11 protein-coding genes are annotated in these 16,976 nt (G+C 36.3%); 2 read left to right on the top strand and 9 right to left on the bottom strand.

Going from position 1 to position 16,976, the window contains the following annotated elements; genetic code table 11:
* Positions 1–243: 243 nt before the first annotated feature.
* The 3 genes from HCG49_RS13055 to HCG49_RS13045 form a co-directional block, all read right to left on the bottom strand.
* Entirely contained in the window at positions 244–1,251 is a 1,008-nt protein-coding gene (locus HCG49_RS13055; RefSeq protein ID WP_168469975.1) for a LacI family DNA-binding transcriptional regulator, read from the bottom strand.
* A 121-nt stretch (positions 1,252–1,372) separates the two neighbouring features.
* Complete coding sequence (locus HCG49_RS13050; RefSeq protein WP_168469974.1) at positions 1,373–2,986, bottom strand: ribulokinase; 1,614 nt, start codon at positions 2,984–2,986, stop codon at positions 1,373–1,375.
* A 13-nt stretch (positions 2,987–2,999) separates the two neighbouring features.
* The gene (locus HCG49_RS13045) at positions 3,000–4,781 is read right to left on the bottom strand and encodes an L-fucose isomerase (RefSeq protein ID WP_168469973.1); all 1,782 of its coding nucleotides are present in this window, start codon (positions 4,779–4,781) and stop codon (positions 3,000–3,002) included.
* Positions 4,782–5,189: 408 nt separating this feature from the next.
* Between HCG49_RS13045 and HCG49_RS13040 the strand changes: the two genes are divergently transcribed.
* Complete coding sequence (locus HCG49_RS13040) at positions 5,190–5,783, top strand: TetR/AcrR family transcriptional regulator (protein WP_168469972.1); 594 nt, start codon at positions 5,190–5,192, stop codon at positions 5,781–5,783.
* A 38-nt stretch (positions 5,784–5,821) separates the two neighbouring features.
* Positions 5,822–6,823 (top strand): hypothetical protein, encoded by a 1,002-nt coding sequence (locus HCG49_RS13035; RefSeq protein WP_168469971.1) that lies wholly within the window; start codon positions 5,822–5,824, stop codon positions 6,821–6,823.
* 376 nt (positions 6,824–7,199) lie between these two features.
* On the opposite strand, the gene HCG49_RS13030 is transcribed toward HCG49_RS13035, so the two are convergent.
* The 6 genes from HCG49_RS13030 to HCG49_RS13005 form a co-directional block, all read right to left on the bottom strand.
* Positions 7,200–7,901, bottom strand: a complete 702-nt coding sequence (locus HCG49_RS13030; protein WP_168469970.1) for a DUF2490 domain-containing protein — start codon at positions 7,899–7,901, stop codon at positions 7,200–7,202.
* 1,085 nt (positions 7,902–8,986) lie between these two features.
* Entirely contained in the window at positions 8,987–9,289 is a 303-nt protein-coding gene (locus HCG49_RS13025; protein WP_168469969.1) for a hypothetical protein, read from the bottom strand.
* Positions 9,286–9,984, bottom strand: a complete 699-nt coding sequence (locus HCG49_RS13020) for a metallophosphoesterase family protein (protein ID WP_168469968.1) — start codon at positions 9,982–9,984, stop codon at positions 9,286–9,288. Before HCG49_RS13020 ends, HCG49_RS13025 begins: the two co-directional genes overlap by 4 nt.
* Positions 9,985–10,201: 217 nt before the next feature.
* Entirely contained in the window at positions 10,202–12,661 is a 2,460-nt protein-coding gene (locus HCG49_RS13015; protein ID WP_168469967.1) for a hypothetical protein, read from the bottom strand.
* A gap of 48 nt (positions 12,662–12,709) precedes the next feature.
* Complete coding sequence (locus HCG49_RS13010) at positions 12,710–14,782, bottom strand: hypothetical protein (protein WP_168469966.1); 2,073 nt, start codon at positions 14,780–14,782, stop codon at positions 12,710–12,712.
* Positions 14,783–14,822: 40 nt separating this feature from the next.
* Positions 14,823–16,916, bottom strand: coding sequence for a glycoside hydrolase family 172 protein (locus tag HCG49_RS13005; RefSeq protein ID WP_168469965.1), 2,094 nt, complete (start codon positions 16,914–16,916; stop codon positions 14,823–14,825).
* Positions 16,917–16,976 lie beyond the last annotated feature (60 nt).

The raw sequence follows: 16,976 nt of genomic DNA, 5'->3' as shown, positions 1-16,976 counted from the left end.
AACTATAACAAGTGCCACTAAAATTAAAAAAAGGCAATTCTCTAAAACGCAAACATATTTTTACTATTGACCTATTTATTTCTCCTACTTTTTTTCAAACTTTTAAAAGAATCGAATTTTTCAAGAAAAGAACAGCTCAAAACACAATTTGCTTAAACGATTTAGCTAAACTACAAATTTTTTATAATACTCAAAACACCAAGCAACCAAAAGGATGTTAAAAACATCCTTTACCTTAAAAAATTATATCATTTTTTTGGAATACGAAATCGGAAGCACCACTTCTTGCGGCTGTATAGTATCCGAATCTATTTGCTTCATAATCAAGTCTACGGCATGTTTCCCTAATTCTTTAATAGGTTGAGTACCGTACACCATAGGAATTTCCATTAGGTCCATCACAGCAAAACTATCGAAGCTGCAAATGTTAATTTTATCCAGTACTGATTTATTGTTTTTAATAATATATTTTAATCCTAAAAAAGCCAATTGATTGTTAGAGAAATAAATAGTATCAATTCTATCTTTCTGCTCCAATAATTCCTTTACGGCAAGCTCGGTCTCATTTTCCATCCCTCTAAAAGAAACATTTTTAACCAAACTATGATCCAATTCTAAACCGTTAGCTTTCAAAGCCTCTTTATACCCAATAAAGCGATCATCCATATTAATTAACCCTACGTTAAAGTTAACCATGGCAATTTTCTTTTTTCCTTGTTTTACTTGATCATTAACTATTTCATAAGAGCCAATTTGATTATTTACAACCACGACATTAGATTTAACATCTGCAAAATACCTATCGACCAATACATAGGGGTATTTTTCCTTCTGGAGTCTTTTTATATATTTAATATCTCCCATTGCCGGACAAATAATCAAGCCATCAACCTTTTTATTTTTGAAGACTTCGATTAATTTTCCAGACTTAATACTATCTTCGTCCGAACTTCCAAAAATCACATTATACCCAAATTCATTTGCCTCATTTTCGATACTTCTTGCGAGTTTTGCAAAAAAGGCATTGGATATATCAGCCATAATCAGTCCTAAAGTATTAGATTTCCCAGTACGCAAAGCCCTAGCTAAATAATTGGCTTTATATCCCATTTCTTTGGCCTTAGCTAAAACTTTTTCGGTCATTTCTTCACTAATTCTTTTCTCCTTAGCCCTTCCATTCATCACAAAAGACACTAGTGTTTTAGAGACTCCAAGTTCCTTAGAAATATCTTCTAGACTTACTTTTTTCATTCAGATTATGCGTTAATTAATGTTATAATGGCAATATTAACGATATAATTCCCCATTCCATACCTCAAATAAAAAAAAACACCTTAGCAAAACCACTAAGGTGTCTTCTAGGGTATTTTTATTAAATGGTATTCAGGTATTTCAAGTAATTTTCTTGATAAACCTTATTTTTTTCCAAATTGGGAACATACACTTTTTCAATGGCCTCCCCCATTTCCTTTTGAGCAGTAACAACTTGGTCGTAGATTTTCCCTACCACTGCGGCGTTCATAGCAGCACCTAAGGCACAAGACTGGTCCGAACTTGCAATTTTTATTGGCAAATTCAATACATTACTCAAGGTTTGCATCACGAAGTCGGACTTTTTAGCCACTCCCCCAACAGCAATAACCTCGTTAATGTTAACATTATGCTCTAATAACCTATCAATTATAGCTTTAGAGCCAAATGCAGCGGCCTCTACCAATGCCTTATAAATCATAGGAGCGGTAGTTCCTAAGGTCAGTCCTGACAAACTTCCTTTTAATAAGGGATTAGCGTCTGGTGTACGTCTACCGTTAAGCCAGTCGGTAGCCATCATATCGTCACGTCTTACTTGCAATTTACTCGCTTCTTCGGACAATCTTTCTAAAATACCATCTTCTATTTTCCTACGTTCTTTTTCCGTTTCGAACATCAGAGGCCAAACCAGAATAGACTTAAACCAGGCGAATATATCCCCATAAGCACTCTGACCTGCTTCCAACCCTATATAGTCAGATAATACCGAACCGTCAACCTGTCCGCAAATTCCGGGAATGAGAGTTTCTTTAAGTTCTTTTTTAGGAACCACCATAATATCACAGGTTGAAGTCCCAATAATTTTCAGCAAAGCTCCCTCTTTTATTCCCCCACCTACTGCACCGGCATGAGCATCCAAAATACCAACACCAACAAGAACACTAGAAGGTAACCCCAGTTTTTGAGCCCATTCTTGTGATAGGGTCCCTACTGGCATATCACTTGTGCAAGTCTCGGAATACAACCCTTCTCTAAATCCTCCTAACAAAGGATCTAAAGAGGTCAAAAAATGTTCTGAAGGCAGTCCGCCCCACTCTTCGCTCCACATAGCCTTATGCCCTGCAGCACACCTACTGCGTTTTATTTCATTTGGAAGGGTGTTACCGGTCACCAATGCCGGCATCCAGTCGCAATGCTCTACCCAGGAATAAGCTGCCTCCCTAACCGAAGCATCTGTTCTAAGCAGCTGTAACACTTTTGCCCAAACCCATTCGGAAGAATAAATTCCCCCCATATATTTGGTATAATTTATATCCCATCTTTTCACTAATTGATTGATCTCTTCGGCTTCTTCAATGGCAGTATGGTCTTTCCAAAGCACAAACATAGCATTGGGATTATCTTTAAACTCGGGCAATAATGCCAAAGGGATCCCTTGTTCATCTACCAACACAGGTGTGCTTCCTGTGGTATCAAACCCTAAGGCCACTATGTTTTCCGCAACTTTACTATCACATTGGGAAAGCGCATCCTTTACCGTAAAAACCAATCCGTCAATATAGTCCTGAGGGTGTTGCCGAAACTGGTTTTTTAAAGGATTACAATATTGTCCTTTCTCCCATCGCTCGTATTTCTTTTCACTGACGGCAATTATTTTTCCATTAGCCGCATCTACAATGGCAGTCCTAACAGAGTCCGTCCCATAGTCAATTCCTATAACATATTTCCTCTCCATAAATGGTTTTATATTAGTTATACAGTGCTTTATAGGTAGAACACGCTCTATAATCTGCACCTTCTGGATCCATACCAAAAGACGACCACGCGCTAGGTCTAAATATCTTATCCTCGTCAACATTGTGCATATTCACCGGTATCCTTAGCATGGAGGCCAAAGTAATTAGATCAGCACCAATATGTCCATAAGTAAATGCCCCATGGTTGGCACCCCAATTAGCCATTACACTGTAAACATCCTTAAAAGCACCTTTGCCCGTTAAGTTAGGCACAAACCAAGTCGTTGGCCATGTAGGATTGGTTCTTTCGTTTATTACATTATGTACTTCCTCTGGCAAGGCTATCGTTTTACCTTCTGCGATCTGTAAAACTGGCCCTATTCCTTTTACAATATTAATTCTGCACATGGTCACTGGCATTTCACCTACTGTTTTAAAGGTTGATGAAAATCCACCTCCTCTAAAATATTCCAATACTCCAGGTCCCCAAGTGGTATTTTCCAAACATTTTTGAACTTCCTCCTCATTAATATCCCACCATGGTTTCATTGCCGGTTTTCCATCCACAGTTTGTTGGCCAGTTCCATCTAATGCAGAAGCGCCAGAATTTATAAGATGTATAAAACCATTGGCCGCATCACCTTTAAGATCGTGGCCAGTTACCCTTTTCACTGCCTCTGGACTCCAATACGTACGAACGTCAGAGAATATCTGAGCCGCGCCGGTCAATAAATGCCCAAACAACATGGATACACCATTGAGACTGTCGTTTTCAGTAGCTACCATAAAAGGCTGTCGAATTCCGTTCCAATCAAAAGAAGAGGTTAAAATAGCCTCCATAAAGTCACCATTTGGAAAATGATCGGTCCATTGGCGTTGCCCTTGGAAACCTCCTGAAATTGCATTTCGCCCCAAAGCTTCTTCACCATACCCCAAAGTTTTAAGCTTAGGATTTCCAATCATTAGATCCTTAGCTATCAAGGTCATTTTAACCACAAATTCCCAATCCTTATCTAATTCCTCTCTCGATTTCTTACGGTGATCGGGGTTATAATCCTTCCCTTCCTTGCAATTCTTTTTAGTCCACTCCAACGCCTTCTCATACTCGTCTTTATCGTAGATTTCTTTCTCTATACGCCTAACAAATTCGGACATATCTATGTTTTCACTACGCATCCCCAAATAGCTTTCGAAAAAATCCGTATCTACTATAGAACCAGCTATCCCCATTGAAACCGCTCCCATTGACAAATATGATTTCCCTTTCATGGTAGCTACCGCCAAACCGGCCTTAGCAAATCGAAGCAGTTTTTCTTGAACGTCTTGTGGAATCTCGGTATCCCCGCTATCCTGTACATCCCTACCGTAAATTCCAAATGCAGGAAGGCCTTTTTGATTGTGTCCGGCCAATGCAGCCGATAAATAAACCGCTCCGGGCCTTTCGGTGCCATTAAACCCCCATATGGCTTTTGGAATTTCCGAATCCATATCAATAGTCTCACTACCATAACACCAACAAGGGGTAACGGTAAGAGACAATCCTACTCCCTCCCTTGAAAATTTATCCGCTGAAGCGGCAGCTTCCGCCACCCCACCAATACAAGTATCAGAAATAACACATTCTACCTTGCTACCATCGGCATGTCTTAAATTATTTTCTAAAAACTCCGCCGCATTCCTAGCCATCTTCATGGTAGCTTCTTCTAGAGATTCTCTCACACCATCTAGCCTTCCGTCAATAACCGGTCTGATTCCTATTTTTGGCAAATGCCCAATTAAATTTTTGTAAGTCATTATTATGATATATTAAAGTTCATTTTAAATCTTAAATAGTATACAATTAACACTCCTGATCAACGACATCCTTCATGTATACTACAATAACAAGGATTTTTAAACCTAGAAACTAGTACTCTATTAACTATGTCATCAGTTCAAATTCAAGAGGGTATACTTTTATGACTACCACCCTCCTATTCATTCCCAAGCCCTCCCATTATTAGCTAAATTGATTTAGCAAATATAATAAAATTATTAATATTCCGATGAGTTTATAAATCAGAGGCCACAGTACTTTTTTTAAACAGTTATTTTCTCATCTAAATAACTACTTAGAAATACTTAAGTATTTTAAAAATCAATTTAAAACAGGCCATCCTTAAAATATCTTATATACCTTTGCATCATACTAACTAGTATGTAATGCAAAAACAGAACACAAGAGTTAAAATCTTAAACACAGCTTTTGAATTAATCTATAAAAACGGATTTAACGCAACAAGCATAGACGACATAATTAAGCATACAGCCTTTACTAAAGGAGCTTTTTATCATCATTTTAAGACTAAAGAAGATTTAGGAATAGCCCTAATATCCGAAATAATAAAACCAGGAATGGAGAAAGCTTTAATACTACCCTTGTCTACTACTAAGGATCCTATTGCTTCAATTTACTACAGTATTAAAGACCTTTTGCTCAATGACGAATTATTTGATATTAAGTATGGTTGCCCTGCTATAAATCTCATTGAGGAAATGAGTCCAACAAACAAAAAGTTCTATCTACAATTATCCCAAATCATCATATCATGGGAAAACGCTATTGAACAGAGCATTGAAAAAGCGAAACAAAACAAAATAATACCAAGCTCCATTATATCAAAAGAAGTCTCCTGTCTTGTTATTAGTGGTTATGCCGGCATACGAAATCTTGGTAAGATAAAAGGGTACGAGTGCTACAATACCTATTTAGGGGTCTTGGACAAGTATTTAAAAAGCCTAACTATAAATCAATAACATACTATTTAGTACGTTAATTTATTTAGTAGCATATCATGAAAATTCAGAAAATACTACTACTTGCTATTCCGATTAGCAGTATTACCGTTCTTCTTTTAGGTCGTAACTTTTTTAGCACCATTAATAATGAAATAAAGTTTTCCCCTACCTTATCTTCCTATGGCTTTTTCCAAGGAAAAATGTCCGATTTACTTCCGGCAACCGATCTTGAAACATTTGAGCTTTCCGCTCCATTATTTACAGATTATGCCGAAAAACAGCGTTTGTTTAAAATCCCCAAAGACAGTACTATTACCATCTTAAGCACAGGAAAACTTAATTTTCCCGAAGGAAGTATTTTGGTAAAAACTTTTTATTATCCCAACGAGGACAACATTAATTCTCGTAGAATTTTAGAAACAAGAGTACTTATAAAAAACAATACACGTTGGAATTTTGCGACATATCAATGGAATGAAACCCAAACCGAAGCTTTTCTAATCCTTGAAGGGGCCGACAGCCAAATCAACTGGACAGATAACAATAATAGGCGTCGCCAAATTAATTACCATATTCCCTCGTCTAAGGAGTGTGTTGCTTGCCATAAGAGTAAGGGAAAAATACAGCCTATTGGCCCGAAAGTAGGTAACTTAAAAAAATGGCTGATAAAACAGGGCGATACTATCGACCAATGGCAACATTTTATTGATAAAAGATTAATCACATCCAATGGTTCCTATGACAGCTTTGAAAAATTACCAGATTATAATGATACCCAAAAAGACCTTACTAAACGAGCAAGAGCGTATTTAGATATTAATTGTGCCCATTGCCATAATCCTTTAGGACTTGCTAATTACAAAACATTAAACTTAGGATACGAGGTACCTTATAAGAAAACTGGAATAGCCCTAAAATATCCCAAGATAATTCATAGAATGAAGGTTTCGGGAGATTTACATATGCCCAAATTAGGCACCACAATCCTACATGATGAAGGATACGATTTAATTGAAGAATATGTTCAACAATTGCACCGAAACAAACCATTTAGATAAATCAATACAAAATACAAGAGTTTTCATTTCTTTTAGATAAGCATTATAACAACAATTTTGTAGAATTGATCGACTGAATAAAAACTTATTTTAATTCTAAAATCTTATATAGTAATTCTGGTTCATCGGTAGAAATGCGTTCTACCTATTGCCGTAAAAGGCCCTTCATATCTTCCTCCTAATTAACGGTCCATGCATTTACTGTCAACCTAAGATTCTGGGCTTGCTTTTTCCATGTTAGATTCTTCTTATAAACCTTATAATTATAATCTAATTTCGTATAACCATCCTTCTTTGCTTCCTCGGGTGTTTAGTCCCCATTGAGATAGGCAACCTAATCTAACTATTTTCCTTCGTAAGTTTTTAAAATTAGCCGTTACAACTCAAATCCCATCATAATTCCAACTATTGGCTGGTTGTCCCAATTATTAGATTTTATATTCGATTGCAACAGCATATAAATAGCAGGTTCAAATCGACATATTTTTCCTTCAATACCCACATAAACCCTATTTCTTGAAAAACCGTTATGGTTAATAAAAATTTCCTCCAACACGTAAGGGTTAAGGTTTAGATTGGTCCAGTTGAAGCTTGGTTTAATCTTCAAGTCTGTCCTATATCGTAGTCTTGTTTTGCCAATTTTAAACATCCTTAATTCAATACGATGCCGATTTCGAATGCGCCAATCTCGAATTTTAATTTTTCCAGAAAACCTTATCATTGGTCTATATTCTACAACTTTCGAACCATTTAAATCATAATATTCCTGGCGGTAAATTGCTTCAACACCCAGCCATTTTGTAATTTTAAAAGCAGATTTCCCCTCTAGAAACCAATCGTAATTTCCATATTCTGAACTATATAAGTTATTAAAAAGAATTTCACCTCTCCACTTTTTATTAAAATTTTTATATACATATAACTCTTGCCAAAGCTCCTTTATCCCAGACTCTCTATTCTGTGCATTTACTTTTCCCACTACCAGGGTTAACAGCACCAAAATAGCAAACCAAAACATTCTAGTTTTTTTCGAAACTCTCATTAATTTAAAATTTAATTTTTCTTTAATTTTGAACATTAACTTCGTTTTCTTTTAAAAAACTCCTTATGAATTTCACTCGATAATGTTTAATCCCCAATTTATTGGGCCCCGTGACAACTCATAGCCAACAAATGGCCCACTTTTGGGAGTTTTATTTATAATTTTTATGGACAATGGTTATCGAAACTAAGCTGATTTTTAGAATCATTTTTTAGTTATCCTCAATGGGTTTATTGTCAAGTTTCCAACTTTTAATATTAGCTGTGTTCAACTCCTAATTGAAACAAACTTGTTATGTAGGGCTAAATTTTAATAATAATTGATGTTTTATCCGCTTTGGCCAACATCAGTTTTCATTTCAAAACCTACTTCCCCATGTCCTGAATCATAGATGATTTTTGGAGCCTTCTTTATTTGTATCATAACCAGTCTCCTACCAAGGAATAATCTAGGACAAAAACAAAGTGACAAAAAATCGCTTCATGACTAGGTTAATATTTCATGCCTATTGCGCAATATTCACTTTTCTCTCCAATTTACCAACTATATATTTATTTTCAATACGTTAGTTGTACTATTAAAACATAATCGATCCAATTATACTTCCTTCCAAAATATACAATCCCATCCCTTCAATCTAAATTCGTTATAAATCTAATTCAACCCATAACTGCTATCCTGTAAATCACTGATATTTAACCTTAGTTGGTTCTTTAGAAGCCAAGATTTTCTCGATTGGATTAAGTTATCGAATTAAACCGATAGTAATATTTTTAAGACTGTCTGATTCCAGGCCTGAAAGAACGATATAACGAACAGCCAACTGAAAGCCGCCCCCTCACTTTAAGTTAAAATTTTGGTGAGGGAGAACTCTACCAAAGCCTTCCAAAGTATAATCATAGGGCCTAGTATATTCTGTCATAAATATACGTGAGCTCTCCATAGAGAATTCCGACATCATTTTGGCCAAGTGCTCTTTGTATTTGACAATAAAGGTATTCTTTCCGAAGTCCCTAAGGACCACTTACCATACTGCTTTCTAAATTTACGGTTTCTAGAAATTTGGTTATCTTATAATTAACTTTTACAGCTTGTAAAAAGAAAAGGTTTAAAAAATCTAACTAAATTTTCATTTTAAACGCAGAAATGGTTGGTACAATTGGCTCATGAGGATGAGGTTTAGGCATTCCCAATTCATCAGGTCCAGGGCCAACAAACTCAGTTTTTCTTGGTTCAAGAATAATTTTATTATTCTTTATCGTCATAAACGTAAACAATGAATCTTTATATTGGACAGTATATTTTATCCAGGGTTGGGTTTTATCAACAGCCTCACTAAAACGCACTGTTTTATAATCACCACCTAACCAATAATAAGATGCGCTATATATTGGTAAGTAATAGATATCATTGATCTGTGTCAAAAATCGGTGTGATGATGTCCACTCCAGCAGCACAACACCTTTTTAAATCCGACTTCCTTATTCGCTTTTTTAAAAATATTTTGAATCTCTTCAAAATTAGCAACACCACCAGTTTCTTCCAGTTCTAATGTTTGATGACTAAAAACAATGGTAGGTTTCTTTGTTTTTGCTAAGTCATCAATTAACCATTTTTTTTGAACGTCGCCTATGTATCGCTTATAACCGTCCCATGGTTCTGGATTTTGATCGTTCCCATCCAAAACAATAAGATGAACCCCCTTTTTATCAAAAAAAAAATACTTTTTAGGCATATTCCAAAAAGCCATCGTTTGTTCTTTGCTAAAGCCATGGTCCATATCATGATTTCCAAGTATATGATATTTATCACCTCGGTAATTACTCCACCGAGCCATAAAACCTTTATTATGGTCGTGGGGAACACAAAAATCGCCCATTTGTATAATGAAATCTGGATCACGTTTTTTGGCAGCATCTAAAAAGGCTTGCAAACGTTCTTCCCCATCGTGCATAACATCTTGATGGATTTCGGCTATTAAACCAATTTCAATTTTTTCTCTTCCAAGGTTAGCTGAAAATGCATCAATTGGTAGTACCATTGCTGCTCCTGCTAACGATGATAATTTTAAAAATTCTCTTCTATTAGTAATTGGTTTTGGAAGGTTTTTAGAATCCATTTCGGATTTATTTTTATTATTAATATTATATTGCCATATAGCATCAACCATATCCTAAATACCTTGAAAGGAAATAATTGTCGATAGATAGATTTTGGCATTCTTTATTTTCGAAGTGTCATTCGCTAAATAAAAAAAGGTTGGACCTTTCAAAGTCCAACCTTTTGTTATTTAAACTTATACAGTTAACGGAATAGTGTCAAAATTAATATATGCTCTAAATCTTCTTTGATTCATTCACTTCAATCTTAACTAATTCCGGTTTCCCTGCAGTTTTTACTTCTAATTTTAGACTTGCCTCCTCGTTTTCTGAAAAGTTGCAATCTATCTTCAAAATGTGGCTCCCTTTTTCAACCTCAAATAATTTAGGATCCACAGATATACTTTTTATTTTATTCCAAGTTTTATCATAAAGTACCAATTCGTTTGTCCCCGAATATTTAAGATGTTCACCCTCTTTAACGGTAATATCAAGAGAGACTTTTTTAAAATCATCTAGTTCAAAAACAATATTTGAAGCAGCGGTATTCTTAGTTGTAAGTATAAACTGTAACGATTGATTGGAGTTTATATTTTCAAAAGAAAAGCTAGACCATACTGGCTCCCCTGGCTGACGAATCTTTTTTTTATGTTCAAATCTTTCGACATGATATGGCGTTAAGTTCCAACTGTTCTCTGAAATTTTTTCCAAAGAAAACTCGTCTTTGATGTTTTCCATGCGCTTCTTCTGATCAATTGTAAAAGCTCCACCCAATCGTGCCTTTTCCCATTCCTTTATTTTTTCCAATATTTCGTTTCCGGAACCATTTTTTTGTACAAGATCAACTGAGGTAACTAGTGCATAACCTGCATCAAAAGCAGCACTTCTGGCCAACATCCATTCTATGTCTTCCAAACTCGTATTATCTCTCATACTAAACCACCCTAACATGGCTGGAATAAAATTTCTCCTAAAATAGTCCTGATTCAACAATCGATAGGAAGTCTGACTTTCCCTAAATCCAGCATACCAAGGCTCGCCCCAGTTCATACGTGTAAACATATGCCAAAAATAGTGCCCAGGCCTACTCGCATCCATGATGTAATCGTTCTTTATTTCTTCATCTAAATTTTTATACCAGGCATCAACAAACAATAATTCTCCATATGCCCCCATCCCTGTAGAATAATTACCTTCCAATCCATCGAACGATATTTGCTTTAAGCCGGTTTGGTTATATAGATCTGCTAATCTTAAGGACATTTCTATTCCAAGATCCATATTGGTCAAAAATGTTTTATAAGCATGGTCTACCAATTTCCCTATATTTTTATCCTTGCTATGACTAGATGCCTTTGTTCCAAAGGCTCCGCGTTGACAGTTCAATAGGGTCCATGGCGCCGTTTCAGACACACTTTCATACCTAATTATTTCCTTTCCAATGACAGCTGCATGAAGACTATTATTGCCCATTTGATTAAAATAAGTAGGGTCAATAATTACTATGTCTTTATCTTCAACACCAATATCCTTGGTAAGCTGGCTGCTCCCCACCTTTGCCAATCGATCATCTGGAATTGGAGTTACAAGTGGGTCATTGGTGGTTATGAAATTAGAGAGGGTATGGATTCCCAGCTCAACTCCTGCTTGTTCTGCCTTTTCCACACATTCTTTCATACTTTCCCAATTTTCGGGAAAGGCTTCTTTATGTAAGTCAAAATGTCCCCAATTTAAAAAGGGACCGGAATGGTATAAATATCCTAAGCCAGCTTTTTTTGTTAATGATATAGCTTCGTCAATTGTAGTTGTACTAAAATCCTGTATAAGATAAGCAGAAGTTGCCTTAGGTGATTTTTTACTCCACACGCCATCAATTGTGGGGTGAGGCAACCCTTCCCCTAGTTCTATAGCTTCCAAAGTGTTAAGAACATCCTCGGGCGCACAACCAAAAAGGGCTATTTTAGAACCTAATATCCCTTTATCCTTATAAGCTGGGGCCTCATAATACTGATGATCCATTGAACTCACGATCCTATCTTTTGTCCTATTCCGTGTATATGCTTGCAAAGAACTACCGTAATCCTTCGGTAAAGCCGTATGACCACGGTATAATATATTTAAAGAATCGGAAACATCTACCAAACTCGTTGTCCCAAATATATCAAAGGAAGGGGTAGAATCATCTTCAGTAGATGGATACCCCCCAAGAGTTCTCATATTCAATGCCTGTATCCCCATTGAAAAATCCTTATTACGAACAACACCTACTGTTTCTCCTACGGTCTCCTTAATATTTGTTTCAAATGGCCCCCACAATACTAATTCTACTTGGTCTTGCTTGGTTATTGAAATTAGTTCAAAAGTGAGATACTTTTCCTTTTTTACAATTTCAATCTCTGCGGCAACTTCATTTTTTGGATATTCCAACAAAAGAGATCCACCCCCGTTTATGACTTCAACCGAATTAGGATATTCCAATTCTCCATCGACCTTAATAGCCAAAATCGATTTTCGATCGTTGCTAGCATATTCATATTGAGTGTTATTTTTAGAATCAATCATACTAGTAATTTCCCCATCCTGATTAATTCCAATATTCAGATTTCCAGCAAGAAAAACAGTATCCACGTTATTGGTGCAGCATACAAAAGCCCAAATCAGACATATTACTGCTATTTTTAATTTTTTAGTTTTCATATATTAATATCTGGTCTTAATAAATTTATTTTCAATTCAAATTATATTTTAATAGAAATTCAAAACCTTTACCTCTCTAGGCTTCATGTTTATTGTTAATTCATCACCAAAACCATATTTTTTATTTTCAAATTCTTTGGAGTTCTTTAAGGGGAATGATACTTCGTATTGGTCTTTACCTTTGATCAATCCAAATTTTCGATCTAATTTAATGCTATACATTTGTGGTTGATCCGAAGGATTATGGAGCGAAACAAATCCTCCATTCTCATTCCATCCGGTATATCCATATACTTCGAATTCCCTGGGATCGCCTCCGTGCATTTTGGCTCTCTTAAAATACGGAAATACAGATTTTACCCATTTTAATCCATTGGCCAAAACATCCCAATCGCTTTCAGAAAGTTCCGGAGTTTTAATATATAATTCAACAAAACCAGTTCCTCTAGAAAGATTCATCCATAAGTATTCCGAAAATGCTTCACGACTTTCCCCGGATTTTACTTTTTTTGGTTCATGATTAAATATCGAATTAATAGGGAATTGAGTGTTTTCTTTTTGCCATGTGTCATAATAAACCCCATCCCTATAAACCAATTCCTGTGATCTATTACTTCCTCCTGCCGCATCCCCTGCATTGATCATCCAGACTGCATCTACGTACATCAGCCACCATGGACTAAGGTAAGCCCCATTGGAAATTACGACATAAACATTGGGATCAACGGCGTGCTGTTTCTTAAAAAGTTCCATCAACCGCTCGGTTCCAGCGACGAGATAATAGGTTTTTAATTCATCAAATTTGGAATCGTTCAGAAGTGGATCCGATGCCGATAATCCATCTGTTCCCAATTGTGGCATATAAGGTAAGCCATATTGGTCTCCATGAAGTTCAAATTCCCTGGTATTGAGATGTCCAAAAACCCCGTCGAGTTTAAAATATTTAACTCCACTAGTGGTCAATTCCAACATCCTGTCCTCCAGCGATTGCATATATTTTGGTCCGGCCATAGACATCCATTTTCCCAGGGTTTCAAATCCTTGTTCCTTTAGTTTCGGCACCGCCGGTTCTGCTCCCAAAAGACATCCTGGGCTCAACCACAATCCGAGTTTTGAACCTGCTAATTCTATTCCCTTGAAACTCGTCGAGAAGTCTGCATCGAACTTAGAGTTTACTTTCCATACCTTTTGGGACCAATCTGCCTTTACGTCTTGCCAACCATCATCAATAACATAGGCACTCAATGGATCAACATTCCTTTCTTCAACCAATTCTTGATGGACTTTCGACACACTTTGGTTAAATTTTTCTTTGTCAACACCACTATAAAAATCAAACCAACTGTTATATTGAACCTGTAATCTAAATGGCCTTATACGAATCCGGTCTATATAATTAAAAAATGTTTCTTGTATGTGCTCTGGATCATCACCCACTCCAATTACCGCTTTATGGGAGGTGTATATTTCATCTGCCTTAATTTCCTTACCCCATAAATAGCCACAATAGCCCTTTTTATCTTCTACATAGTTGTCAGCTGCAGGAAACTCCACGCCAAAAAAAGTGGCGGATTCAGATCCATATAAGGGTTGACCTAGGCCGGGTCGCCATTGGGCCACCCCTTGGGAAGTAATTTGTTTGATCTGGTATGGTTGATAAATATCATTCAGAGACAAAGACTCAACATCTATTCGTTCTATCGTTACTGGTTTTTTAGAACTAATTTTCAGGTATTTACGAATATAAAAATCGCCTTCTTCTACTTCAAAATATAATTCTACTTCTAATTGATGTTCCTTGTTTTTTAAAAGAAAACCTAATGAGTTACTCCCTTCATTTATAACTTTTTTAAAATTGAAATCCTTCGAGCTTAGTACTACATCTGACCCCTCTATATGTGTACCTTCGGAGATCCGAAATCTAAACTCCTCATTATCTCTTGGAGTTAATATTGTACCTGCAATTTTATTATCAATTTTTGAGGTAAAAAGTTGCCCGTCATCACTAATTTTTATAGTTCTTGAAATAGATTTATTTCCAATGGTATATTCACTCTTAGTTTTGCAGCTTCCTGCTATAAACAGGAATAGAACAATAAATAGCTTTATTAGATTCTTCATTTTTAATTATTTAAATAGTCAAACTTGTAGTCTTTAAAACTTAATTTTTCAGGAAATTATTTTTAATAAGAAAAAAGTCAACACCCAAAGCAAACTTATTATTGGTCATTTTTGCTTCTTTGTTGTTCCCTACAAATTGAATTCGAATAACAAAGGCATTATTCACTGGTTCGCATTCTCCTAGGACTAGATATGGATTCGTAACCCCTTCATGTTTGGAATAAAGATCTTGACTATTTTTTTTGACTCCATTTACATAGATATCAAACTCACCGCTGTTAGGTCCAACAGCAGTACATAGATAGATTTGGGAAGTTTCAAATTGTTCTGTAATATTAAACTCGGCAAAGTCCCCTGGTTCCTCAAACCATATGTTTTTAAGCGCCCCAGAGCTAATCTCCCCCCACATTGGGATTTCACTGAAGTCTTCCTTGACGGTTGCGCTTTTATCAACAATGGGGAGTATTTCTGCTTCTAGAGCTCCATCAACCACATATTGAGATCCTTTTGCCTTAACTATTTTCATCTCCAAGTCTTTTATAGACGGTAATTTGGCCGAGGCAAAAGAGGGTAACGCGGGTTTATTGTGGGTTACCCCTGGGGCACCATACCAAAAGGTAGTCTGTGCATATTGAAGAAAATGAGATTTACTACGTTTGCCACAGGAAGATTCCATATCAAATTTTATTTGACTTTTAAAAGGAATCGCATCCAATACCCGGGTTCTTGAACAAACGTTATATCCCTTGGATTTTTCTCCCACTATAATATTACCCAAGAAGGGTTTCGAAAACTGATCAGATGGCGTAGGAACAACACCGCCGGCCCATCCATAATAGTCCTCCGTTCCAGTCCCAAAGTGTGATGGAAAGTTTCTTTCCAGATCATCATCAATGTAGATTTTCTCATCACCTTCACCCCACCATCCTTCAATGGGATTAAGTACTGACCACTCATCACCAACAATGACTCCTTTTCCTCTTGCACTCAAAAAATTATAATCAAACAATGGAAAGGTCGGAGTGGGGTCATCCATTTGCCATGTGGCATAAAAATGCATTGAATTGGGCGTCCATTTCATTCGTTTCGTAGTAACAGACATTTTAATTTTTACTTTTTCTTTTCCAAGATTCTTAACAACCAACTGACCGCTATTCTTATATGGCATTACCCAACGACATTTCATATTGCCGTCTTTAGTAACCGACCGCTCCCACATATCATAACTTTGGATTTTACCTACATTGTTAAAAAAGTCGCCTACTGGAACCCATATTGTTTCATTACCATCAAAATTGGACTGCAATACCACCGAACGCAGGGCTTGAGCCATATCAGAGGTACTTGAAAGCTTAATTTGAAATTCTTGAATGGAATTATTTCCTTTAGGGAGGTCAAAAGTTATGGATTCTAAGGGGGCAATCGACTTTTCTTGTTCTTTTTTGATTCCTTTCGGTATTGTAGATTCGGTTAAAATTTTACCCACTTCGGTTCTCACCTTTGAAGCCTTCTCAAAATCTTCCATAGTAAAGGTTTTCACCTTGCTTCCCAATGGATATTTTCTATAGTTAATAATATTATAGAAAGCTTTCTTATCCATGGTAATCTTACACCCCTTAGCATAAGGTATTGGAAAGTAAAGATTCCCCGCCCTTGCTGATTTATCTGCAAAGGGTGGCTTTACAAAATCATTCCCTTGCACAAGGTCAAAGAAATTAGTAGAAATTACGGGCTTTGGGTTGCCGTCCAAATAGATATTAATATTTGCACCCTCTGTATTGTCCAACCCATAATAAAAGCACACCGCCCAAATTTTAGTGATTACACCCGGACCTATATCTTCCATCAGAACCCATTCCTTTTTACCGTTTACCTCCTCGACCTTTTCATATGAAACTCCATCACTATCAGCAAACCATCCCGGCAAATCAGGAGAAACTGATTCCCTATTATAACTACTTGCCTGTTTGGATTGATAGTTGGATGTTGGAAACTGGGTAATCAAATCACGATCCACCATTTCTTCCAACAAGGTTGAGATATTCACCTCGGCTTCCTGAGCATATAGCCCTGTTCCGAGATAGAAAAAAAATATGATCAATGACAGATCAATGGTAATAGTTTGCTTTTTCATGCTTTAAAGTTTTGATTTGACAAGTAATTATCCCAGTCATATATCAGAGATAGTATTTGA

The sequence above is a fragment of the Arenibacter sp. 6A1 genome, assembly GCF_012272855.1.
Classification (GTDB): Bacteria; Bacteroidota; Bacteroidia; order Flavobacteriales; family Flavobacteriaceae; genus Arenibacter.
The sequence above is the reverse complement of the archived record's forward strand: the minus strand, read 5'-3'. Positions and strand labels throughout refer to the sequence as shown.

Bases quoted from the DNA above. Each gene is read 5' to 3' on its own strand.
- HCG49_RS13010 (WP_168469966.1), bottom strand. From the start codon at position 14,782: ATGAAGAATCTAATAAAGCTATTTATTGTTCTATTCCTGTTTATAGCA.
- HCG49_RS13030 (WP_168469970.1), bottom strand. From the start codon at position 7,901: ATGTTCAAAATTAAAGAAAAATTAAATTTTAAATTAATGAGAGTTTCG.
- HCG49_RS13015 (WP_168469967.1), bottom strand. From the start codon at position 12,661: ATGAAAACTAAAAAATTAAAAATAGCAGTAATATGTCTGATTTGGGCT.
- HCG49_RS13035 (WP_168469971.1), top strand. From the start codon at position 5,822: ATGAAAATTCAGAAAATACTACTACTTGCTATTCCGATTAGCAGTATT.
- HCG49_RS13005 (WP_168469965.1), bottom strand. From the start codon at position 16,916: ATGAAAAAGCAAACTATTACCATTGATCTGTCATTGATCATATTTTTT.
- HCG49_RS13045 (WP_168469973.1), bottom strand. From the start codon at position 4,781: ATGACTTACAAAAATTTAATTGGGCATTTGCCAAAAATAGGAATCAGA.
- HCG49_RS13040 (WP_168469972.1), top strand. From the start codon at position 5,190: ATGCAAAAACAGAACACAAGAGTTAAAATCTTAAACACAGCTTTTGAA.
- HCG49_RS13055 (WP_168469975.1), bottom strand. From the start codon at position 1,251: ATGAAAAAAGTAAGTCTAGAAGATATTTCTAAGGAACTTGGAGTCTCT.
- HCG49_RS13050 (WP_168469974.1), bottom strand. From the start codon at position 2,986: ATGGAGAGGAAATATGTTATAGGAATTGACTATGGGACGGACTCTGTT.
- HCG49_RS13020 (WP_168469968.1), bottom strand. From the start codon at position 9,984: ATGGATTCTAAAAACCTTCCAAAACCAATTACTAATAGAAGAGAATTT.